This window comes from Pseudomonas sp. 9Ag, from assembly GCF_902506445.1.
In the GTDB taxonomy this organism is placed as follows: Bacteria; Pseudomonadota; Gammaproteobacteria; order Pseudomonadales; family Pseudomonadaceae; genus Stutzerimonas; species Stutzerimonas stutzeri_AB.
The window spans coordinates 4,497,183-4,518,851 of the sequence record NZ_LR733836.1; the positions used below are offsets into that span (position 1 = coordinate 4,497,183).

Below are 21,669 nucleotides of genomic sequence, written 5' to 3' on the forward strand. Positions count from 1 at the left end.
GCTTACCTCAGTTGTATACGATCAAGTCTTTCTCGGTCTTCTTGTCCGAATAAGGAATCCCTCCCGTTGGATCGGCATAGCCCACCGCCAAGAGCATCACGGTGCGCTCCTGATACGTTAGGCCCAGTATTTTCGCCAGTTGGCGTTCTCTTTCTTCAACGTCTGGCCAGTTGATCGAGCAGCTCGACAACCCCAGGCTTTCCAAGGCCAGCATCAGCTGCATCGCTGCCAGCGAGCCGTCGATATAAACCACGTGGCGGTCGCGTGCTTCCGGGTAGCAGCCGAGGTCGCCGACCACGGCGATCACGCAGGGCAGGTTGTCGTGGAAACCTGCGGTGCCACCGGCGCACTTGGCGACCTCGGCGGCCTTTTCCTTGCCGTTGCTGACATAGAAACGGAACGGCTGGCGGTTGCAGGCCGAAGGCGCCAGCGCGGCGGCCCGCACCGCCTGCTCGAGCAGCTCGTTGCTGACCGGCTTGTCCTGATACCAGCGCACCGAGCGACGACGGCGGAACAGCACCATCAGCTCGTCATAGCTGACCGGGCACTCAGGCAGCTGGCTGTGCGGGTAGGGCACGCAGCGGTTGGTTTCGTCAGGCGTCTGGGTGCTGGTGAAGGCGCGCTTGGCCGAGTCGATGCGTGGCGTGCTGCCAACGGCGGAAAAATAGTCGGTGAGCACATCGTTGGCCCAGCGCTGCTGGCCGTTGATGACCCCCGCCTGGGTCGCATTGGCATAGCAGCGAACTGTCGGGCCGATGTAGTCCTCGGCGAAGGTGCTGCGCCGAGGGCGCATGATCAGCCCTTTCTCCAGGCGATGAACGTTGCGTCGCAGAAAGGCGTCGTTTTCGCCCTGTCCGCGCATCCGTTTGGCGAAATTCAGCCGGCCTAGCAGCACTGCGCGGTGCTCCCGGTCGAACTCGCGGCTGATCAGGCAGTAATAGACAGAGGCCAGGAATCCGCTGGAAGAAAACAGGCGGACCAGGGCCAGGCCAGTGTTGTCGCGGGTGGCCTTGATCGCGTTCTTGACGGGATCAGGCAAGGCTCTGGCGAGCGACATCAGGCTCATCGGGCGGCTCCTACTGCGTTGTATGCGTAACGGACGGGGCTGAACATCGATTTGGTCATCATGTAGAACACCGGGCGGGTCTTCTTGTGCACCAGCAGGGCAGCGTAGGAAGCAACCGCATAAGAAATGAGCGTGGCCATGGCGGCGCCTTCGCCGCCGTAGTGTGGAATCAGCAGCAGGTTGATGCCGATGTTGGCCAGCGCGCCCAGGCCCTGAGTGATCAGCGAAAACATCAGGGCGCCCTCGATCAGAATCCAACGACTGAATGCGGCCCGCATGAAGATGAACACGCCTGCCCAGATATGGATGGTGAGGATCGCGGCGGAGTTCTGGTACTCGTCGCCAAACAGCAGGGCGATCACAGGTTCGGCGACGAGCGACACCAGCACTGCGACGGCAATGGCAAGGATGAACAGGACATCGAACAGCTGCTGGAAGCGCTTGTTGAAGAGCGCCGGGTCGGCGGCGTGCAGCTTGATCAGCTTCGGGAAGAACGAAGCGACAATGGCGATCGGCAGGAAGTACCAGGCTTCTGAGAGTTGCGCCGCAACGGCGTACACGCCGACTTCCTCGGCGCCCACCATCCACTTGAGCATGACCTGATCGATCTTCATGTAGACCACCGCAAAGATCGAACCGAGGTACAGAATCCAGCCCTGGCTGAGCAACTCCTTGGCCTTGGCCAAGCTGGCTTTCCAGCTCATCAGCGAGACGGTGGTGGTGCCTTTATAGAGCAGCGCGAGAATCAACGCCGCCATCGCGAACTGCGCCGTGTGGGCAAAGGCGAAAGCGATGACGCCTGCGCCGCTGAACACCATCAGCAGTTTGAGACCCGCCGACAGCAGGATCGCACTGGACTTGGCGATGGCCGGGTAGCGGGCCTGCACCTGGGACTGGAACCAGTATTCCACCACGTCGAAGGTCTGGAAGAAGATGGCCGAGGCGACGATCAGCAACATCCAGAACTCGGTACCGCCGACCTCTTCGAACAGCGATGCGTAAACGAGCACCAGGACGAAACCAATGGTCATGCCCGTCAGCTTAAGCATGAACGTGGTGCCCAGCGTCTCCGGAACCTTGTCCGGCTGCTTGACCACCTCGCGCACCACCAGGCCCGCCAACCCCATGTGACCGGCCGAGGCGAAGATCGCAGTCATGGAAATGGCGTACGCAAGAATCCCGAACTGTTCCGGTCCCAGGTAGCGGGCCAGCACGATCGCCATGAGAAAGCCCACGCCGATGTTCAGCAACCGCTCCGCCATCATCCATGAAGCATTGAACAGGTACAGTTTGAGTTTGTGGAAGAGGGTGGTGATTGCGCTCATCGAGTGGCTCGGCTCCTCAAGGCTGGCTCCGTGGTGGCAAGCATTGCCTTCAGTTGCGCTGGAGTGGCGACGCACAGCAGACCGTGGTTTGCCTGGCATGTTCCGGGCGTAAACAATTGGAAATGTATCGCGGGTCAGCCGGGCAAGGCGCTGGCGAAAGGCCGTTAGAGCAGGTCGGTTTGCAGGAAACTGGCGGGCTGACAGCAGGCGAAACGGTCGGCCGGAGGCTCATTTGGGCAAGCGTGCCCCATTGCGTAGCCGACTGACGGTTACGCGGGCATTTCCTGGCGGTGCTTAATCTGATGGCCTTTTCATTTCAAAAGTGGAACTTTTGCCATCACACCTGTTCTTAACCCTGCTGCCGCTGCTGGCCGTTCCCTGACCCATCTCGATGTGCCATGGAGCGCCTAGCACGGCGACCAGCCCTCCGCCTTGGGGCTGGTGCAAGGCTGCCGCGAAGGATCTCGCGAAACGTCAGGACTGACGCAAGGAATCGCTGCTGGAAGCGGCCGAAGGGACAGGACTCAGCCAGACAGAAAAGCCCCGCATCGTTTGATGCGGGGCTTTTTTGCGTCTGGCTATGCGACTAGGTTCGCTGACTCATACCGTTTCCGGGTGGTCCTGGTGGACGCTCTCGTTGCTTGCGAAGTTAAAGTTCGCGCGTCCCTTGCCTGCTCCCTTGGCCTGATACAACGCTTCGTCGGCCAGCATCAGCGCTTCAGAAAACTCGCCTCCGGACCAGAGTGCGCCGCCGACGCTGCCGCCGATGGTGATCTTTTCGCCCGCCAGCAATACCGGCTCAGCCAGCCTGGCAATGATGCGCTTGGCCGCGCGCTGCACATTGCGCACGGACTCGCCCTTTCGCAGGCGCAAAAGCAGGACGAACTCATCGCCGCCATGGCGCACCGCGATATCACCGTCGCGGATCGAGGCGGAGAGCCGCAAACCAACCTCATGGAGCAACGCATCGCCGGCGGCATGGCCAAAGCGATCATTGATCGGCTTGAAGCCGTCGAGGTCCAGGCATAACACGCCAAAGCTGCATTGAAGCTCGTCTGCTGTACGCACGGTTTCGACGTATTTCTGCAGCGCTGCTCGGTTTGGCAGTCCGGTTACGGTATCGCGATAAGCAATGCCTTCGACGACCGCCAACTGACTTCTCTTGCGGGTCAGGCTGTCCACCAGATGCCGTATCGCAACGCTCAGGGCTTCAACTTCCCGCGTGCTTGTCAGTAACGGGATGCGGACATCAGCTCCCTCGGAAATACGAGCGGCTGCGTCAACGATCTCCTTTAGCGGTCGTGTGATCATGCCCGCAGCAAACCAGCCAATCGCTGCGAAGGCCAAGGACAATAGGGCGCCCCAGGCAAAGATTTCGTAGCGCAACTGGCGTGCTTCGGCGAACGCGAGCTCAACCGGCTGACGGGCAATGACGGTCCACCCCAGTCCCGGATAGTCTTCGAAGCCCAGGCTTTCGGCAAAACCGGTCAAGTACTGCGTGCCGTCTGGCCAGTGCACAACAGTCCAATTCTGCACGGGGCGATCTTCGAGCCTGATGCCAATGGGCTTGCCGATCATCTCCCTGGGGCCGAGCAGCACCGTCCGGTCTTTGCTGACGACGAGAAACTCCAGCCCGGGCAAACGCTTCTGCAACGGTTCAAACAGTGACCGGCCCACCTCGTCGGCCCACTCCCACGACAGATGGGTCGCCAGCACGCCTACCAGCGCCCCGGCGGCGTCGCGCACCGGCATGCTGATGTCGACAAACTTCATCGCCTCTCCCGACAGGTTCGGGAGCAGCTGGGCCAGGAGCACCGCTTCGTGGACATCGCCGATAAAGGTGGTTTCCAGCCCGTTGGTGAACACGGGTCTGGCCGAAATATCCACGCCCTCCAGCAGGCCGTCGGTCGACGCTACGACCTTGCCACTGGCATTGGTGAGACCAATCCAGGAGTAGCTCGGAAAGTGATCGCTCAGATCATTAAGAAGCGCGCGGGCTTCGCCAACATTCTCCGGATTGCGAAGCGCCTGTAGCTCACTGAGCACAGCCAGTTCCTGGGAGCGCCCGCTCATGTCCCGGTCAAGGCGATCAACCATGGAAAATGCAGCCTCTCCAAGCTGCAAGCCTGTCCATTCCTCCAGACGCGAAATGGACGATTCACCAATGGCGGCGCCGAAGATGCAGCTGAGTACAAGGACAACCGAGGCGACAACGATTGCGAAACGAGCCCGCAAGCTGCGTAGAGGAGAGTTAAGCATCAAGCGCAACCGTGAGAAATTAAGTCAAAACGCCATTGTCTGCCCGGCGTAACACGCCGCTATGTCGGCCTCGGGTCTGGATTCTTCAATAAAATCAATCGTAGCGACCGATTTGCGGGCTCTCGCGCAAAGCCCCGGCACGCCGCCGATGAGGTCATTTCGTCTCGAGCGCGCATGAAACAAAAAAGGCCCACCATGCGGTGAGCCTTTTCTGTTGTTTCGTATGGTGCCGGCACCAAGAGTCGAACTCGGGACCTACTGATTACAAGTCAGTTGCTCTACCAGCTGAGCTATACCGGCTAAAAGATGGGCGCCATTATAGCCATTGCTCGCGGCGAGTAAACTGTTTGTTGCCAGTTGTTTGCATGAGTTTTCTCATGTGCTTGCACTTGGGTGCTCGAACTCGGCAATCAGCATCAGATTGCGAGGGGTCAGCTCGGCTGGGCAGAAGGTGCCCAGGCGTATCGCATAGCCGTTTTCGGCCAGCAGCAGCGCGCGGTCGAGCAGCAGCCAGATCTCTAGCGGCCGCCGAAACAGGCCACGCAGCAATTCCAGATTGCGCACTTCAGCGAGTCGTTGCCAGCCGCGTTTTTCGAGCGCGTCCCAGTCCTGCTCCGGTGGCTCGGGTAGTTGCTTGAGGGCCGCCAGGTCGCGGCAGTAGTGGGCGAAGCTTTTTTTCAGCCAGCTGCTGGGAAGTGACGGTGTGGGCAGGTATTCGTCCTTACTACGCAGATCACGCTGGAGCAGGTCGAAACCGAGGCGCCAGGCCATCGATTGGTCACGCTGACGGCGTTCGCGTGCGCCGGCGGTCACGGTTTCGCTGAGGGGTAGGCCAAGATCGTCGCGTGATAACACAAGGGCGGACTGTCGCGCGAGGGATGACATGGGCTGGTAGCGATTGGTCTGGATGCGGTTGTAGCAGCAGGGCGCTAGCGCCAGCTGGCGACAATGTTGCGCAATGCTCAGGTCGATCAGTCGAACATGCAGATCGCCGCAAGCATGTAGCGCCACTGGCGTCATCGTCGGCTCGATCCGTGATGACGCGCTGTCAGTCATCACGTCCTGCTGACAGTGGGTCGCAACGACGCCCAGCTTCTGACTGAGCTGGGTTCCGGCTGTAACCAAGGCCTTATCCCACTCGAGACAGGTCAGCCCGCCGCCGCGACTGGCCAGTTGACGGCCCAAGTGGCCCTTGCCCGCACACCAGTCGAGCCAGTGCTGGGGTGTTTCTCTGAGCCTCAGCGCTGCACCGAATGCCTGGATCTGCTGCCATTTTCGCCCCGGTACATCGACCGATTGCCGGGCGTCAGTGACGGGCGTCGACGAGGTGGGTAACTCATCCATCCAGCTCAGGGCGGCGGCCTGCGCAGCAAGCTGAGGAAATGGGGCGGGCGCTAGCAGCTGTGCAGGCTGGTTGTGCGCGGCTTCAGCATCTTCCAGCGAGCGGCCCCGCAGCCAGCAGGCAAGCTCGGGGAGTTCGGCTTCCCAGGCAAGGCGCCTATGAGTGAAGGGGCGCGGACGCCACAACGCCTGGTGCTGCAGCAAGAACTCGTCGAGTCGCCGAAAGCGTTCTGCCAGTTGTGCGTAGCTGAATGAGGTCGACATGAGGGTTCGGCGATGGCGGGTTCATGGCTATGATCGCGCCGAAAGCCGCTGCCGAAAAGCCAGACGCCCATCGAAACGGGCGTCTGCTTGGGGCTATTGACCGTAGATCTGTTCGGGTAGCCAGGTAACCAGCCCCGGGAACTGATAGGCAATCACCAGCAGCAGTAGCTGAATCAGGATGAACGGCAGCACACCTTTGTAGATCGTGCTGGTGGGCACAGATTTCGGCGTAACGCCGCGCAGATAGAACAGCGCGAAGCCGAAGGGTGGCGTGAGGAACGAGGTCTGCAGGTTCAGTGCGATCATCACGCCGAGCCACACTGGATCGAGCCCCATGGCCAGCAGTACTGGGCCGACGATCGGGACGACCACAAAGGTGATCTCGATGAAGTCGAGAATGAAGCCCAGCAGGAAGATCACGACCATGACCAGGAAGAAGGCACCGAGCACGCCACCTGGCAATTGGGCAAAGACGTCTTCGATCAGCACTTCTCCGCCGAAGCCGCGGAACACGAGCGAGAACAGCGAGGCGCCAATCAGGATCAGAAACACCATGGCGCTGATTTCAGTGGTGCCATAGGCCACTTCGCGCAGCTGGCCGAAGTTCAGCTTGCCCTTGTAGAGCGCCAGGATCATCGCACCTAGCGCACCCAGCGCCGCGGCCTCTGTCGGTGTGGCGTAGCCGGCAAGGATGGAGCCAAGCACGGCGCTGATCAGCAGCAGCGGCGGCACCAGAGCGTTGATCAGCTTGCCCCACTCGATCGGGCCCAGCTCTTCCTGCGGCAGTGCCGGCAGTTTCTTGGGTTGAAAGATGGCTACCGCGATGATGTAGAGGATGTACATTCCGACTAGCAACAAGCCGGGCAGTAGTGCACCGACAAACAGGTCGCCGACGGAGACGGTCTTCGGCGAGAAGATGCCCATCTTCAGCTGCGCCTGCTGGTAGGCGCTGGACATCACATCGCCCAGCAGGACCAGCACGATCGACGGCGGAATGATCTGGCCGAGTGTGCCGGTGGCGGCCAGAGTGCCGGTCGAGATGGCTGGATCATAGCCGCGGCGCAGCATGGTCGGCAGCGCCAGCAGACCCATGGTTACTACCGTGGCGCCGACAATGCCGGTGCTGGCTGCGAGCAATGCACCTACCACGCAAACGGAGATCGCCAGGCCGCCGCGCAGGGTGCCGAATAGCCGCGACATGGACTCGAGCAGGTCTTCGGCCACTCGACTCTTTTCCAGCATCACGCCCATGAACACGAACAGCGGGACCGCCAACATCGTCTGGTTGTTCATGATGCCGAACAGGCGGTTCGGCAGGGCGCTCAGGTAGCCGCCGTCAAAGGTGCCGGTGATGATGCCGAGGCCGGCGAACAGCAGTGAAACGCCGCCAAGCGTGAACGCCACCGGGTAGCCGGCCATCAAGGCCGCACAGATGCTGATGAACAGGAGTATTGCCATCAACTCAGCCATGCTTCACCTCCTGCTCAGGCAGGCGTCCAGCCATGGCGTAGCCAGCTTTTATGATCTCGGAAACGCCTTGCAGGATGAGGCAAATCACCAGCACGAGGATGATGCTCTTCTGCAGGTAAACGAATTTCAGCCCGCCAGACTCGCTGGAGCCTTCCAGCGTCGCCCAGGAGTTGGCGACATAGTCCCAGCTTGCCCAGCCGAGAAACAGGCAGACAGGCAGGAGAAACAGCAGGGTGCCGAGCACTTCGACCAAGGCCTGGTAGCGCGGGGTAAAGCGCTGGTAGAAGATGTCGACGCGGACATGGCCGTTGCGTTGCAGCACCCAGGCAGCGGCGCCCATGAACACCAGTGCATGTGCGTAAAGGACGGCTTCCTGCAGCGCAGTCGCGCCGATACCGAATCCGTAGCGCAGCACGACGACCACGGCGGTGCCCAGGACGAGGAAAAGGGTCAGCCAGGCGCAGGCCTGTCCGAAGCGGGCGTTCACGGCGTCGATGACTCTGGCGAGTCCGAGCAGTGGAGGGGCATGTTTCGACATGGCAGATCCTTTATTGTTATGGCCAGGCGGCCGGCGATTCTAGGCGGCTGTGCGAACGTGTCGCAACCGGCAGTACTACGTACGTAGTGCCTGTACGTAGTCACGGTGCTTGAGTGAGAGATAGCCATATGATAGCTAGAACTACCTGAGTTCGGGGTTCCGACATTCAGCATTACAACAACAAGGAGTGACTCATGAAACGTCGTCAAATTCTGGCCGCCGCTGGCGTTGGTCTGGCCGCAACCGCACTTGCCGGTTGCAACAAGGAAACCGAAACCGCCGCCAAGTCCGAAGGCACAGCAAGCACCGAGAAATTCAACTGGAAGATGGTCACTTCCTGGCCGAAGAACTTCCCCGGCGTGGGCGTTGGCGCTGAGAATTTCGCCAAGCGGGTCAACGAAATGAGCGATGGCCGGCTCACGGTCAAGGTCTACGCTGCAGGTGAGCTGGTGCCGGCACTCGAAGTGTTCGATGCGGTTTCACGCGGCACTGCCGAGATGGGTCATGGCGCGCCCTACTACTGGAAAGGCAAGGTTCCGGCTGCTCAGTTCTTCTGCGCTCTGCCATTCGGTCCCAACGCCCAGGAAATGAACGCCTGGCTGCATCGCGGCGGTGGCATGGAGCTGTGGGAAGAGGTCTACAAGCCGTTTGGCGTACTGCCCATGGCCTGTGGCGCGACCGGTGTACAGACCGCCGGCTGGTTCAACAAGGAAATCAAATCGGTAGACGATTTCAACGGCCTGAAGATGCGTACCCCCGGCCTGGGCGGTGAAGTACTGACCAAGATGGGCGGCACCGTAGTGAACATGCCGGCCGGCGAGATCTTCACCGCGCTGCAGACCGGTGCCATCGACGCCACTGAGTGGATTGGTCCATACAACGACCTGGCGCTGGGGCTGCACAAAGCGGCCAAGTACTACTACACGCCGGGCTGGCAGGAGCCGAACGTTACCTTCGAACTGGACGTCAACCTCAAGGCTTGGGAAACCCTGCCGGACGATCTGAAGGCCATCGTTCGTTCCGCGGCCCGTGCAGTCAACGGAGACATGCTCGACGACTACAACGCGAAGAACATGGAGGCTATGGAGCAGCTGCGTGAGCAGGGCGTTGAAGTTCGCCGCCTTCCCGACGAAGTGCTGGCCCGCCTGAGGGAAGTGGCTGCCGAGGTGGTCGACGCCTCTGCCGCAGCTGATCCGGTCGCAAGCAAAGTCTGGGAACAGCAGAGCGCCTACCTCAATCGCTTGTACGAATACGCCGAGCTGAACGAGAAGGACATCTACAACATCCGCGGCTGACCCAGCGAACCGCACGAACAAAAACGCCGCCCCATGGGCGGCGTTTTTGTTTGCGCGGACTTAGCTCTCCAGCGTCGCGTCCAGGCTGATCTGTGCATTGAGCACGCGCGATACCGGGCAGCCTTCCTTCGCCTGGTTGGCGATCTGTTGGAACTGCTCGTTGTCGGCTCCAGGCACCTTGGCCTTCAGCGTCAGGGCGATGGCGGTAATGGAGAAGCCTTTGTCATCTTTGTCCAGAGTGACTTCGGCGGTGGTGTTGATGCGTTCGGCAGTCAGTCCCGCCTGGCCGAGCATCATCGACAGGGCCATCGAGAAACAGCCAGCGTGTGCTGCGCCAATCAGCTCTTCCGGATTGGTGCCAGGCGCACCTTCGAAGCGGGTGTTGAAGCCGTACGGATTGTCCTTAAGCGCGCCACTTTCGGTGCTGATGGTGCCTTTGCCGCTTTTCAGATCACCTTGCCAGACGGCGGATGCGGTTTTCTTCATGGAGTTCTCCGGATGCTGCGAGTGGACGAATGGCGATGCGTTCTGCCGCTTCAGTGCATGCGGAGCGACATGCCGGCCGGCTGGCCGGCATCGCGTCACCTAGTGTTGTTCGGCTGCAAGGATGGCGCTGGCCAGCTGCATGTCGCTGGCTTCCAGTTGCGGTTGCTCGTGGCGTAGTTTGACGAGCATCGCTTCGAGATAAGGACCACGGATGGCACCATCGCTGGCCACAAAACTGCTGGCGTCCTCGCGTGCCGCAGCGACCAGCTTGTCGTCGCGGAACGTCATGTAGGTGGAAGCGGTGGTGGCGCCCGACGACAGAATCTGACGAACGAAGCCGTCATCCGCCATCGCCGCGCTAAAAGGGATACAGCTCAGGGTAACGGCTGCCAGAAAAGTTTTGCGCATGATGGATGCCTCTGCTTGATCCTCCATTAGAGAGTGCGCAGCGATCAGCAGAGTTCCTTGGGGCTCTCCGCTCTTGGGGCTATCCGCTGCGCTCGATCAGTTGGCGAACCTTGGCACCTAGCATGTCGATGCTGAAGGGCTTGGCCAGCATGTCCATTCCGGGGCCGAGGAACTCGCCACGGACCTGGGCATTGGGTGCATAGCCGGTGATGAACAGCACGTGCAGGTCGGGTCGGTGCTGGCGAGCAATCTCGGCCAGCTGACGCCCGTTGATGCCGGGCAGACCGATATCGCTGACCAGCAAGTCGATACGTCGCGTGCCCGTCAGGTGCGGCAGTGCACTGTTGCCATCCACCGCTTCGATGACCTGATAGCCGAGCTCTTGCAGCACCTCGACCACCAACATGCGCACCGCGGCTTCATCCTCGACCACCAGCACGGTTTCGTCGGCCTCGGCACCGCTGACGGCTACCGGTTTGCTGGATGGCTCCTCGATATGGGCCGCCTGTGCCCGGTTGCGCGGCAGGAACAGGGTGATCAGGGTGCCTTGTCCCGGTGTACTGTCGATGCGTACGTGGCCGCCAGTCTGTTTGACGAAGCCATAGACCATCGAAAGCCCAAGGCCGGTGCCCTGACCGATAGGTTTGGTGGTGAAGAACGGGTCGAATGCCTTGGCTACCACTTCCGGCGGCATGCCCGAGCCGTTGTCGGCCACGCTGAGGGTGACGTATTCGCCGGGCTCGGGGCCGTCTGGCTGCGAGCTATTGATCTGTACCGAGCCGGTTTGAATGATCAGCTTGCCGCCCTCGCTCATGGCGTCGCGCGCGTTGATCACAAGGTTGAGCAGGGCGTTCTCGAGCTGGTGCGCATCGGTGTAAGCCAACCAGGGGCTTTCCTGCAGACGGGTGTCGAACTCGATGTGCTCGGCCATGGTGCGGCGCAGCATATCTTCCATCGACTCGACCAACAGGTTGACGTTTACCGGTTGCGGGTCCAGCGATTGGCGCCGCGCGAAGGCAAGCAGGCGATGGGTCAGCGCCGCGGCGCGGGTGGCCGAACTGGCCGCCGCATCCACGTAGCGACCGAGATCGTTTACCTGACCATTGGCGACTCGGCGCTGGATCAGGTCGAGGGCGCCGAGCACGCCGGTCAGCATGTTGTTGAAGTCGTGAGCGAGGCCACCAGTCAGTTGGCCGATGGCTTCCATCTTCTGGGCATGGCGCAAGGTGTCCTCGGCGCGTTCCCGTTCACCCATTTCCAGATGCAGCAGATGGTTGATCTCGGCCAGTTCACGCGTACGCTCGGCGACGCGCCGTTCCAGATTGTCGTTCAGCTCGCGCAGTGCTTCTTCTGCGGTGACCTGAGCGGTGATATCGGTGTTGGTGCCGAACCAGCGGGTCACCTGGCCGAAATCGTCGCGAATGGGCACTGCACGCGCAAGGAACCAACGATACTGGCCGCTCTTGCCACGCAGGGGGAAGGTCTCTTCCCAGATCGAGCCAATTGCCACGGCGCGCTTCATCGAGGCGCTGACGCGCTCGTGGTGGTCGGGGTGATGCACCGAGCGCCAACCCAGCGCCCGCATGGCTTCCAGCGTGGTGCCGGTGTAGTCGTACCAGCGCTTGTTGTACCAGTAGATGCGGCCCGCGGGATCGGCCATCCAGGCAAACTGACTCATGTTGTCGGCGAGGGTGCGGAACTGCTCCTCGCTGGCGCGCAGTGCACTTTCCGCGCGCATCCGCTCATCGGCCGTCCAGGCCCGGTCAGCGACTTCGCGTATAAAGGAAATGTCTTCTTCGGCCCATTGCCGCGGTCGGTCCTGCAAGAGAATCAGGGCAGCGCTCAGGACGCCCTGCTCCTGCAGCGGCACGCAGACCAGGCTTTGTATGCGCCGTAGTCGCAGGCTCGCTGCTTGTGCGGCGGTCCGTGGGTCATGCAGCACGTCTTCGACCACCACCAGCTCGTCGTGCTGCAGGTCGTAGATGAAATCACCGTAGTCTGCAAAGCACATGCGCTCGCTGTAGTCACCCAGAGCGCCGTCGCTCCAGTAGCGCTCGACGGTGGCGTACTGTCCGCCCGGGTCGATGGACAGAAAGGCGGCGCGGGTCACCTGCAGCGTAGTGCCCAGCGCGCGCACGGCAGCCGTGACGATGGTGACGCTATCGGGTTGCCCACGCAGCAGATCGCCCAGCTCCATCAGTACCGATTGGCGCTGCTCGGTGATCCGGCGTTCCTGTATCTGCTCTTCGAGCAGCGCGTTCATGCGTAGCAGTTTCAAGGCAGCGTTGCGTTCGGCGGTAATGTCTCGGGCGGTACCGAGCAGGCTAACCCTGCCGTCGCCGTCGATCAGCCGGCGGCCACGGTTGGCCAACCAGCGGAACTGCTCGCTGCGCTCGTCATATACCCGGTAGTCCAGGCTCAACTCGCCGCCGCCGACGCCGTCGAGCGCATTACGAAAGGACGCTATGAGGGTGTGCCGGTCATCCGGGTGAACCCGCGCAAGGAACTGGTCGACCGACAGCGCCGGCTCGTTCGGCCCCAGGTTTGCGAGCATCTTGAGTTGCGCATCCCAGTGCAGGCGGTTGTGCTCGAAATCGTATTCCCAGACGCCGATTGCAGCAATTTCGTTGGCCAGGCTGACGCGCTGTTCGGCTTCCAGCAGGGCCGAGCGCGCGCGTGCCCGGTCGGCGGCGGCACGGATGCGCTCGACCACTTCTCGTACAAACGAAATATCGGTCTGGCTCCAGGCTCGCGGTTGCCGGCTGCCGAACAACAAAAAGGCGCAGTTGGCCGTTTGCTGCAGCAGTGGCGCCAGCAGCAGGCTGCGATAGCCGAAATGCTCATGCAGAACACCGAAACGGCCGTGGCAACCGGCCTCATCGAGGAGGTCGTCGAAGGGCACGATCAGGCCCTGCGACAACCGTAGGCGCAACGGTTCGGCACCGGCGCCCATCGTGTGAGCGGTGCGCGGCTTGCTGACAGCCTGCGGCCAGTACTCATCGACGATCAGGTTATCGCGCTCGTCGAGATGCCCCTGATAGATGCACTCCGCCCCCATCAGCTGGGCAAGCCGCTCGGCCATCATGTCGGCCAGCTCGATGCGGCTGCTGCTGTCCTGGAGCTGGTCGCTGAGCTCCAGCAGATAGGATTGCTGGGCTTCACCGCGGGTTCGTTCACTGATGTCGGTAAAGGTGCAGATCGCACCTTGCAAAACATTGTCCTGGTACAGCGGGGCGACCCGGTACTCGACGGGCAGGCTGCTGCCGTCCAGACGAAAGAACAGTTCGTACTCGACGTGTACCGACTCACCGGTTTTTGCCGTGCGTTGAATCGGACACTCTTCGATTGGGTAAGGCGAGCCGTCTGTGTGACTGTGGTGGATCAACGGGTGCAGCTGCCGGCCAAGCACCTCGTCCTTGCTGGTAAAGCCGAGCAGCTTGACGAACGCCTCGTTGCAGAGCGTGACCAAGCCTCGCGTGTCGATGGAATAGAAGCCTTCGCTGGCCGCATCCAACAGGCTGCGGGTGAACGCCTCGCTTTCCAGGCGCTTGATCTCGGCCAGGCGACGCTCGTGAATGTCCTGCGCGACCAATACCCAGTGCAGCAGCCGGCAATCGCAGTCATAAACGGGCGCCCCGCTGCCCTGAAACCAGCGTGAGCTGCCGTCGGCGGCCAGCAGCGGGACTTCGAAATTGCCGGCCTGGCCGGATTTCAGGGCGCCTTGCCATTGCTGCAGTATGGCGTCGCGGTGATCCGGCGCCACGGCCGACAGCCAGCCCATGCCGGCCGAGGCTTCGGCGCTCATCCCGGTGAAATCGCACCAGTAGCGATTACAGAAGATCAGCTGCCCGTCGGCATCGCACTGCCAGATCACCTGAGGGCTTAGATCGACCAGGGCCCGGTAGCGCTCTTCGGCTTGGCGGATCGCCGCTTGCTCATGAAGACGTTCGGTCAGGTCGCGCAGGATATGCACGAAACCCAGGTGCTGTCCGTGATCATCCTTGAGCGGCATCTGCACGCCGCTGGCCCAGAAGCGGCTGCCGTCCTTGCGCACATGCCAGCGTTCGTTCATTGCCGAGCCGTCGCGCGCCGCAGTGGCCATTTCCTTGTCAGGCACGCCGCAGGCGACGTCCTCCGCTACGTAGAATCGCGCCGCGTGGCTGTCGACGGCCTCGCACGATGGCCAGCCGAGGATGCGTTCGGCGCCCTGGTTCCAGCTGGTGATGACACCCTCGGCGTCGGTGGTGAGGATCGCGTAATCCACCGCACTATCTATGATCTGTCGGTTGCGCTCGTTGGCTTCACGGCTGCGACGCAACTCCAACAGCGCCATGACCTGGCGGCCCAGTGCCTCCAGATGGGCGGATTGGCGCTCCGACAGCTGCCGCGGCTTGCTGTCCAGAACACATAGCGTGCCGAGCGGCAGGCCCTCGGCGGTGCGCAGTACCGCTGCGGCATAGAAGCCCGTCATGCCGTTGGCCAGCGGCTCGTGGGTCAGGTCTTCGATCACCAGCGGTTCTGTGCACTCGAGGGCCCGGGAGCAGAGTGCTTCGTCCCGAGGGCGGTCGGCGCCCTCGACGTTGATCGAGGCCTTTACCCATTGGCGGTCCTCGTCGACAAACACGATGGCGGCGCTGGGACAGGCACATAGCTCGGCAGCAAGCTGCACCAGATCGTCGAATGCCGCCTCGGCGGGGGTGTCGAGAATGCGGTAACGCGCAAGCGCTGCCAGTCGGTCAGCTTCGTTCCATGTACTGCTTGGATTTTTTTTCTTCAAAACGTCTGCTCGGCTATCCGTGGCGGCAACGATCTTGGTGTTCCAGACTGCGTTGACCGAGCGCCTGCAGCGGCGAGGCAATGGCGTAAGTGCAGGCGGTTGTTGCTAGGCAAGATACCTGGGTTCGACCCCAAGGCAAGTAGACATCGGTCGACGATCAATCTGCCAGAGCCGCCGGTCTGGTCCTGAGCGGTAGCTCCCAGCTTATTGTGCTGGGCTGGCGTTAGTGCTCATCAATGGCCGGCATGGCGCGCAGCATGGCGTTGCGATCTGCTGCTTGCAACGCTGCGAGCAGCTTTGGGTCACGGTGATAGACGTCGGGGCGATAGCGTGGCAGGCCGGTGCGGTCGGCTTCGGCTGTCCAGTAGGCCAGGAGTATCGGGGTGGTTTCTGCCGGGCGGTATTCATAGGTCAGGCCGGTTTCAAGCAATTGGCTAACGCGCTCGTGTTCGTCCTCGTTCAATAAAAGATCTACCAATTGCATCACCGATTCGACCCTGACACAGCCCGAGCTGAACGCCCGCTGTGAGCGTGCAAACAGGCCTTGGCTGGGCGTGTCGTGGAGGTAGATGGAGTAGGGGTTGGCGAAACGGATCACCACCCGGCCCAGCGGGTTGTCGGGCCCGGCGGCCTGGCGCAGCAAGATCCGCCCCGGATTGCTCCAGTCGACAGTGGCTGGGTCGAGCACCTGACCCTGATAGTCCAACACCTGCATGTTGTGTTGCGAGAGGTAGTCCAGGTTGTCGCGGATCTGCGGCAGCTTATCCTCGCGCAGGATGGTCGGCGGCACCGTCCAGGTCGGGTTGAGAGTGAGGCGCGTGACGGTCGACTTGATGGACGGCGTCTGCCGGGTATCGCGGCCGACCTGGATGCGCGCTTCCCATTGAGGGCTGCTGTCGCGAAAGTAGATCACCCGTCCGCCGGCGATATCGACCAGCAGCGAGCGCGGCTCGATGTCGGCCGATAGCCAGCGGAACCGCTCCAGATTCACCCGCAGTTGATTCAGTCGGTCGGCTGGAGTGGCATTCAGTTCAATAAGGGTGTCGGCACCGAGGATGCCGTCGTCCTGCAGGGCGTGACGGCGCTGAAAAGCCTTGAGCGCCTCCACCAGTTGATCGCTGTAGCGTTCATTGCGGGTGCCCGGCGTGACTGCCGAAGCGGGCAGGTAACCGTCGGCGCTCAAACGATGGCGCAGTTGGGGAACACGCGGGTCCAACATGCCTGGGCGCAAGGTCTGGCCCGCGGGGATTGGTTGCCACTGGGGCTTGGGTTGATCGCGCAGCTGCGCATAGGCCTTGCGCAGGTTGTTGTATTGCTCCAACGACGGACGCGCTTTATTGAAGGCGTGCTCGAGATGCTCCAGCCCTTCGCTGGCGATCACCATCAGCTGCGCCTCGGCCTGTAGTGTCCCAGGTGCATCAGGGCTGTGCCAGACGGGCTCGATGCTGTCTTGCGGCAGGCGCCCCTGCGCCAGGTGACCCAAGGCCGACAGATAGGCGTGGCTGGCCAGTACATCGCTGCATTCGCGGTGCAGCGGATCACGGGTGGCGGTATGCATGACCCGACGAATGGTTTCGGGGTGGTAAGAAGCAGGTTGGAGCCCATCGTCCGCCAGCGACTCGAGCTGGGCTAACAGCGCGTCAATCTGCGCATAAGAGGTCCACAGCAAGGCAAAGTGGTTGCGTCGGTAGAGCTCGGAGAGCCGCGCCAGAGCTGTTTCGTCCACGTTGGCCATAGGCTGCCCGCACGCCGTCGGGAGGTTCTCCAGGACACCCTCAACTGGGCCGGCGGGCTCTACTGCGGGTTCCGCCATCGCCAGCCATGGCGCCAACAACCAAGCGAATAGCAGACTCGATGTATGTTTTTTGTACAACGCTTCACTCCTGGCGGTCCCGCCGACTGCTAGACTCCGCCGCTGAACAAGCCGCGGTGCCTGAAAAAAACATGGCCCGTTCAGGCTACTAGAACACGATGTATCAGACGACGTGGGAGCGCTTCAGGTCCCGTCTGATTTAATTTCGCTACTTTTTGATTGTTTGGGCCTGGTAGCGAGCAGGTGGCGTCGGTCGGCAGGGATGATCGGCATTGGCGCCCGCCGAGGTTGATCTACGAATGATGGTTTCGCTTCGCCGCCTCTGTCTGGCCGCCGGCTTGCTCTTGTCCATGCCGCTGTTGGCCGCTCCGCCTGCTTATCAGCCGCTGGTGGACGATCTTTCCCGCGTGGCACCAACGCTCGATCCGGTCGTGTTGACCCATGCTGTCGCGGCTATGCAGTGCGCTGTGAATCATGGCGCGACGCCGGCTCAACGGTTAGCCGTCATCGACTTTTCTCTGCCTTCCTCGGAGCGCCGACTGTGGATTTTCGACCTGCAGCGTGGGCGTTTGTTGCTCAAGGATTTCGTCGCTCATGGCAACGGTTCGGGTGAAAACCAGGCCACGCGTTTCTCCAACGTGGAGGGCAGTCATCAGTCGAGCCTCGGGCTGTTCCGCACCGCCGAGAGCTACAGCGGCAAGCATGGCTACTCGCTGCGCATGGACGGGCTCGAGCCTGGGGTGAACGATCTGGCGCGCGAACGGGCCATCGTGATTCACCCGGCCGACTATGTGAACCCGGCCTGGATTGCCACCCAGGGGCGTATCGGTCGTAGCCAGGGCTGCCCAGCGGTTCGCCCGGACGTGGCGCGCATGGTGGTCGATAGCCTCAAGGGCGGGCAATTCATGTTTTCCTGGTACCCGGATCAGCAGTGGCTGCAGTCGTCGGCTTACCTCAACTGCGAGTCGGGCCAAGTGGCTACGCTGGTGGCGTCGAGAGGCGGCAACTAAAAGGTCCTGCTGCCTTAGAGCGGGGAGGGGTTGGAGGCTGGTTTTGCCCTCACTCAAAGCCGTCCCGCTATTTCTGCTCGCTTTGCGGCGTGACCCTGAGAACCTCTTCCAGGGTTGTAAGACCCGCGGCGATCTTCTGCGCGCCGGACAGCCGCAAGCTGTGCATGCCGTCCTTGAAGGCCTGGCGGCGCAGGGCGATGAGATCGGTATCGGCGGTGATCAGCGGCTTGATCGCATCGTTGAGCAGCATGATCTCGTAGACCCCAGCGCGGCCGCGGTAGCCCGTGTCCCGGCATTCGATACAACCCACCGCCTGTTGCGCGTGGCTCGGCAACGGCGCGTTCCAGGGTTTGGTCAGCGCCTGCCAGTCATCCGCATCCAGCTGCACCGGTGCCTTGCAGTGCGGACATAACGTACGCACCAAGCGCTGCGCCATCACGCCCAGGAGTGTGGCCCTAAGCAGGTAATGCGGTACGCCCAGTTCCAGCAACCGCGTGATTGCCGATGGCGCATCGTTGGTATGCAGTGTCGACAGCACCAGGTGCCCGGTCAGTGCCGCCTGGATCGCCATTTCCGCCGTTTCCAGATCGCGAATCTCGCCGACCATGATGATGTCCGGGTCCTGGCGCATCAGGGCGCGCACGCCGCTGGCGAAGGTCAGGTCGATGTTGTGTTGCACCTGCATCTGGTTGAAGGCGCCCTCGATCATCTCGATCGGGTCTTCGATGGTGCAGACGTTCACTTCCGGCGTCGCCAGCTGCTTGAGGGTGGTGTAGAGCGTCGTCGTCTTGCCCGATCCGGTAGGGCCAGTGACCAGGATGATGCCATTGGGCTGACCGGTCATGCTCTGCCAGCGACGCAAATCCTCGGCGGAAAAGCCCAGCTGGTCAAAGCCCTTGAGCAACACTTCAGGGTCGAAGATTCGCATCACCATCTTCTCGCCGAAGGCGGTCGGCAGCGTCGAGAGGCGCAGTTCTACCTCGCCGCCGTCCGGCGTCTTGGTCTTGACCCGGCCGTCCTGCGGCTTGCGCTTTTCGGCGACGTTCATTCGTCCCAGGGACTTGAGTCGGCTGACCACTGCCATCGCCACCTGCGGTGGAAACTGATAGACGTTGTGCAGGACGCCATCGATGCGAAAGCGCACGCTGCCCTGCTCACGACGCGGTTCGATGTGGATATCACTGGCGCGCTGGTCGAAGGCGTACTGGAACAGCCAGTCAACGATGTTCACCACATGAGCGTCGTTAGCGTCGGGCTCCTGATCACTGGCGCCAAGGTTCAGTAACTGCTCGAAATTGCCAGTACCGCTGACCTTTTGATCATTGGCAGTGGCGCCGCTGACCGACTTGGCCAGGCGGTAGAACTCGACGGTGAAGCGCTGCAGGTCGACCGGATTGGCCACTACCCGCTTGATCGGTCGCTGGAGCACATGGGTGAGGTTGGCTTCCCAACTTTTCACGAAAGGCTGGCTGCTGGCGATGGTCACTGCCGAGCTGTCGACCGCCACCGCGAGGATCTTGTGCCGCTGGGCGAAGGCGTAGGACATCAGCGGGGTGACCGCCGCGACGTTGATCTTCAGCGGATCGATACGCAGATAGGGTTGCCCGGCCTGCTCCGCGAGCCAGACGGTCAGTGTTTCGAGATCCAGCTTCTTGCCGGGGCGAGCCAGATCATCGAGTTGTTGAGCGCCGAGAAATTCCAGCGGATGCTGCTGGCTGTTTGCCGAACTGCGCCGCAGGGTCATGCATTGCTCGGCCGTTTCCTGCGACAGTCGCCTCTGCGCGACCAAGTCACGCAGCAGGTCATTGAGGTCGAGGAAGCGATCCTGGCTAGGCGAGTTCAACACGGACATGGGGTCCTTCGGTCATGGCTGAGACGAGGGCCAAGCTTGCCGATAAATCGACGCGCTGTCTGCCGGCCGGTCCAACTTTACGTGATGCCGGGCTGGACCGAACTGGACAGCACGCGGTGGCGCGAACCGGCGACTTTAGGATGGCTTTAGCCCAACGGGGTGGCGGTGCCGGATGTAGGTTGGGTGTCGGATGGGAGGTTGCGGGTCACCGGTGGACTGAAGCCCACCGGTGACGCCGCCGCCCGTGGCGGGGCCCGCTACTTCACCAGTCCTTCACCGAGGGGTGAAACAGGCATAGGCCGAATGCCAGCGGGGCCGCACGGCGCGCTATTTCGTCAGCAGCTTCCAGGATTTGAGCGTCCAGACCACGCGAGCTTGCTCCACACGAGCCTCAAGCAGCTCGTCATCCAGTGGCTGTCCTGCCAGTTCGTACAACTTGGCCAGTTCGCCGAAGAGGCGGTCCGCTTCCGGCAGCTCCAGCGTGGTGCGGGCCAGGTGCAGCCAGACCAGCAGCCGCTCCATGCGCGGCCGTTGTTCGGCGAGGTCTTCGGGCTGTTGCTGGTAGCGCAGCAACTGCAATGCCTCGGCTTCCTCGCCCAGCAGGCGTGGCAGCCAGTTGCCCAGCTCGGCTGCGCCCTGGCGGTTGCCGCGGTTGTTGCGATTGGCGGTCCAGCTGCGCTGCAGCAGCCAGAGTGAGGCGTTCAGCGAGAACAGGCCCCAGCGTTGCGCAGACAATTCAGCGGCAAATCGTTCAGGCGCTGCCTGGCGCACGCTTTCATCGTCGCGTCCGGCTTCGACCTGGGGACGCCAATCCTGGATCAGCGCATCGAGTTGTTCGCGCAGCTCGCGACTGGTGGCGCGCGGAGCGGCTTGACCGAGGCTGCCCAGCAGGGCGCGCAGTTCGACCAGTTGCTGCAGCCATTCGCCCAGCAGTTTCCAGTGGCCTTTGAAACGGTACTGTTCGGCCAACCGCTGGCTATTACCCAGCAGCTGCCAGGCCAGTGCGGCAAAGGCGTCGTCCAGCGGCATGGTCGCCGCGAGCGTTGGTGCGGGCAGGCTCAGCGAGTAGCTGTCGGCGTCATACAGGCGGTAGCCGCGCTCGGCTTTGCTGATGTCGCAAGGCATCAAGGGGAGATCGGTGGCCAGCTCGGCGGCCAGTTCCAGCAGGGCCTCGGGTTCGCCTTGGCGCAGCTCCAGCTCCAGCTCGCAGATTTCCTCGCTCCGCTTGCCGACCACGACCTTGCCCAGGTCCAGCGCCGCTTCGATCACCACTTTGGCCTTGCCGCGACCCCAGGCGATTTCGGCTTTTTCGCGGACGAAGTCCGTGGTGAAAATCGGCTTCAGGGTTTTCTTGTCCAGCTCGGCCAGGCTCGCGGGCCAACACTCATCCGCGAGTTTTTTCAGGTCCAGCTTGGCCTTGTCCAGATACCAATCCCACTCGTTACGCTCGGACAGCCCAGCCACGCTCTGACCGCGGCTTTTCAGCGTCTGAATGAACTGCTCGCCGTCGCGGCGCAGACGCAGCGCAACCTTGGCCTGAGCCAGGTCGCGCTCGGGGGTGTCGTAGTACTGGTTGAACAATTCGTGCCGCTGCCAGCCGCTCTTGTTGCGTTTCTTCAGCAGCGGATGCTCGCGCAGGGCCGCCAGGGTTTCGCGACTGACGCGCAGTTTGATTTCGGTTTCTTTCTGCATGGTGCCGAGATGATGCCTATGTTTGAGTGTGACCTACGTCACTTGGTAGCGGCCCTTTGAGGTCATCCGTATA

Annotated in this window: 14 protein-coding genes and 1 tRNA gene; 2 read left to right on the forward strand and 13 right to left on the reverse strand. The window is 61.9% G+C overall.

Translation table 11 applies throughout. The features are described from left to right. Nucleotides 1-7: 7 nt before the first annotated feature. The 7 genes from ALTERO38_RS20655 to ALTERO38_RS20685 all read right to left on the reverse strand — a co-directional run bounded on the left by ALTERO38_RS20655 (nucleotide 8) and on the right by ALTERO38_RS20685 (nucleotide 8,263). Nucleotides 8-1,066, reverse strand: a complete 1,059-nt coding sequence (locus ALTERO38_RS20655; protein WP_159969545.1) for a nitroreductase family protein — start codon at nucleotides 1,064-1,066, stop codon at nucleotides 8-10. Then, on the reverse strand, nucleotides 1,063-2,391 hold the full coding sequence (locus ALTERO38_RS20660; RefSeq protein ID WP_159969546.1) for a flippase: 1,329 nt from the start codon (nucleotides 2,389-2,391) through the stop codon (nucleotides 1,063-1,065). The genes ALTERO38_RS20655 and ALTERO38_RS20660 overlap by 4 nt, the downstream gene beginning before the upstream one ends. 600 nt (nucleotides 2,392-2,991) lie before the next feature. Beyond that, nucleotides 2,992-4,650, reverse strand: coding sequence for a diguanylate cyclase (locus ALTERO38_RS21665; protein WP_306109793.1), 1,659 nt, complete (start codon nucleotides 4,648-4,650; stop codon nucleotides 2,992-2,994). A gap of 224 nt (nucleotides 4,651-4,874) precedes the next feature. Beyond that, nucleotides 4,875-4,950, reverse strand: a tRNA-Thr gene (locus ALTERO38_RS20670). A 75-nt stretch (nucleotides 4,951-5,025) separates the two neighbouring features. Next, nucleotides 5,026-6,255 (reverse strand): methyltransferase, encoded by a 1,230-nt coding sequence (locus ALTERO38_RS20675; protein ID WP_159969548.1) that lies wholly within the window; start codon nucleotides 6,253-6,255, stop codon nucleotides 5,026-5,028. 93 nt (nucleotides 6,256-6,348) lie between these two features. Continuing rightward, the gene (locus ALTERO38_RS20680; RefSeq protein ID WP_102836483.1) at nucleotides 6,349-7,725 is read right to left on the reverse strand and encodes a TRAP transporter large permease subunit; all 1,377 of its coding nucleotides are present in this window, start codon (nucleotides 7,723-7,725) and stop codon (nucleotides 6,349-6,351) included. After that, nucleotides 7,718-8,263 carry a TRAP transporter small permease subunit gene (locus ALTERO38_RS20685; RefSeq protein WP_159969549.1) on the reverse strand — a complete coding sequence of 182 codons (546 nt, stop codon included), beginning with the start codon at nucleotides 8,261-8,263 and terminating at the stop codon, nucleotides 7,718-7,720. Before ALTERO38_RS20685 ends, ALTERO38_RS20680 begins: the two co-directional genes overlap by 8 nt. Before the next feature lie 194 nt (nucleotides 8,264-8,457). On the opposite strand from ALTERO38_RS20685, the gene ALTERO38_RS20690 reads away from it, so the two are divergent. Further along, nucleotides 8,458-9,558 carry a TRAP transporter substrate-binding protein gene (locus ALTERO38_RS20690; RefSeq protein ID WP_148925617.1) on the forward strand — a complete coding sequence of 367 codons (1,101 nt, stop codon included), beginning with the start codon at nucleotides 8,458-8,460 and terminating at the stop codon, nucleotides 9,556-9,558. 60 nt (nucleotides 9,559-9,618) lie between these two features. Here ALTERO38_RS20690 and ALTERO38_RS20695 read toward each other — a convergent pair whose 3' ends face one another. The 4 genes from ALTERO38_RS20695 to ALTERO38_RS20710 form a co-directional block, all read right to left on the reverse strand. Then, complete coding sequence (locus ALTERO38_RS20695) at nucleotides 9,619-10,044, reverse strand: OsmC family protein (protein ID WP_102836486.1); 426 nt, start codon at nucleotides 10,042-10,044, stop codon at nucleotides 9,619-9,621. Nucleotides 10,045-10,143: 99 nt separating this feature from the next. Continuing rightward, a complete protein-coding gene (locus ALTERO38_RS20700) occupies nucleotides 10,144-10,452 on the reverse strand; it encodes a DUF2388 domain-containing protein (RefSeq protein ID WP_159969550.1) in 309 nt (102 codons plus the stop codon). Nucleotides 10,453-10,531: 79 nt separating this feature from the next. After that, a complete protein-coding gene (locus tag ALTERO38_RS20705) occupies nucleotides 10,532-15,229 on the reverse strand; it encodes a PAS domain S-box protein (protein WP_159969551.1) in 4,698 nt (1,565 codons plus the stop codon). Between the two features lie 223 nt (nucleotides 15,230-15,452). After that, entirely contained in the window at nucleotides 15,453-17,102 is a 1,650-nt protein-coding gene (locus ALTERO38_RS20710; RefSeq protein ID WP_159969552.1) for a murein L,D-transpeptidase, read from the reverse strand. 239 nt (nucleotides 17,103-17,341) lie between these two features. On the opposite strand from ALTERO38_RS20710, the gene ALTERO38_RS20715 reads away from it, so the two are divergent. Continuing rightward, nucleotides 17,342-18,052: a murein L,D-transpeptidase catalytic domain family protein gene (locus ALTERO38_RS20715; protein WP_159969553.1), complete on the forward strand. Its 711-nt coding sequence runs from the start codon at nucleotides 17,342-17,344 to the stop codon at nucleotides 18,050-18,052. A 67-nt stretch (nucleotides 18,053-18,119) separates the two neighbouring features. Here the strand turns inward: ALTERO38_RS20715 and ALTERO38_RS20720 are convergent, their stop codons facing one another. Further along, nucleotides 18,120-19,904 carry a GspE/PulE family protein gene (locus tag ALTERO38_RS20720; RefSeq protein ID WP_159969554.1) on the reverse strand — a complete coding sequence of 595 codons (1,785 nt, stop codon included), beginning with the start codon at nucleotides 19,902-19,904 and terminating at the stop codon, nucleotides 18,120-18,122. Nucleotides 19,905-20,231: 327 nt separating this feature from the next. After that, nucleotides 20,232-21,596: an inorganic triphosphatase gene (locus tag ALTERO38_RS20725; RefSeq protein WP_159969555.1), complete on the reverse strand. Its 1,365-nt coding sequence runs from the start codon at nucleotides 21,594-21,596 to the stop codon at nucleotides 20,232-20,234. Between the last annotated feature and the right edge of the window lie 73 nt (nucleotides 21,597-21,669).

Excerpts from the sequence above, each read along its gene's own strand:
- ALTERO38_RS20685 (WP_159969549.1), bottom strand. The coding sequence starts at position 8,263 with ATGTCGAAACATGCCCCTCCACTGCTCGGACTCGCCAGAGTCATCGAC.
- ALTERO38_RS20675 (WP_159969548.1), bottom strand. The coding sequence starts at position 6,255 with ATGTCGACCTCATTCAGCTACGCACAACTGGCAGAACGCTTTCGGCGA.
- ALTERO38_RS20725 (WP_159969555.1), bottom strand. The coding sequence starts at position 21,596 with ATGCAGAAAGAAACCGAAATCAAACTGCGCGTCAGTCGCGAAACCCTG.
- ALTERO38_RS21665 (WP_306109793.1), bottom strand. The coding sequence starts at position 4,650 with ATGCTTAACTCTCCTCTACGCAGCTTGCGGGCTCGTTTCGCAATCGTT.
- ALTERO38_RS20680 (WP_102836483.1), bottom strand. The coding sequence starts at position 7,725 with ATGGCTGAGTTGATGGCAATACTCCTGTTCATCAGCATCTGTGCGGCC.
- ALTERO38_RS20715 (WP_159969553.1), top strand. The coding sequence starts at position 17,342 with ATGATGGTTTCGCTTCGCCGCCTCTGTCTGGCCGCCGGCTTGCTCTTG.
- ALTERO38_RS20700 (WP_159969550.1), bottom strand. The coding sequence starts at position 10,452 with ATGCGCAAAACTTTTCTGGCAGCCGTTACCCTGAGCTGTATCCCTTTT.
- ALTERO38_RS20660 (WP_159969546.1), bottom strand. The coding sequence starts at position 2,391 with ATGAGCGCAATCACCACCCTCTTCCACAAACTCAAACTGTACCTGTTC.
- ALTERO38_RS20720 (WP_159969554.1), bottom strand. The coding sequence starts at position 19,904 with ATGTCCGTGTTGAACTCGCCTAGCCAGGATCGCTTCCTCGACCTCAAT.
- ALTERO38_RS20655 (WP_159969545.1), bottom strand. The coding sequence starts at position 1,066 with ATGAGCCTGATGTCGCTCGCCAGAGCCTTGCCTGATCCCGTCAAGAAC.
- ALTERO38_RS20690 (WP_148925617.1), top strand. The coding sequence starts at position 8,458 with ATGAAACGTCGTCAAATTCTGGCCGCCGCTGGCGTTGGTCTGGCCGCA.
- ALTERO38_RS20695 (WP_102836486.1), bottom strand. The coding sequence starts at position 10,044 with ATGAAGAAAACCGCATCCGCCGTCTGGCAAGGTGATCTGAAAAGCGGC.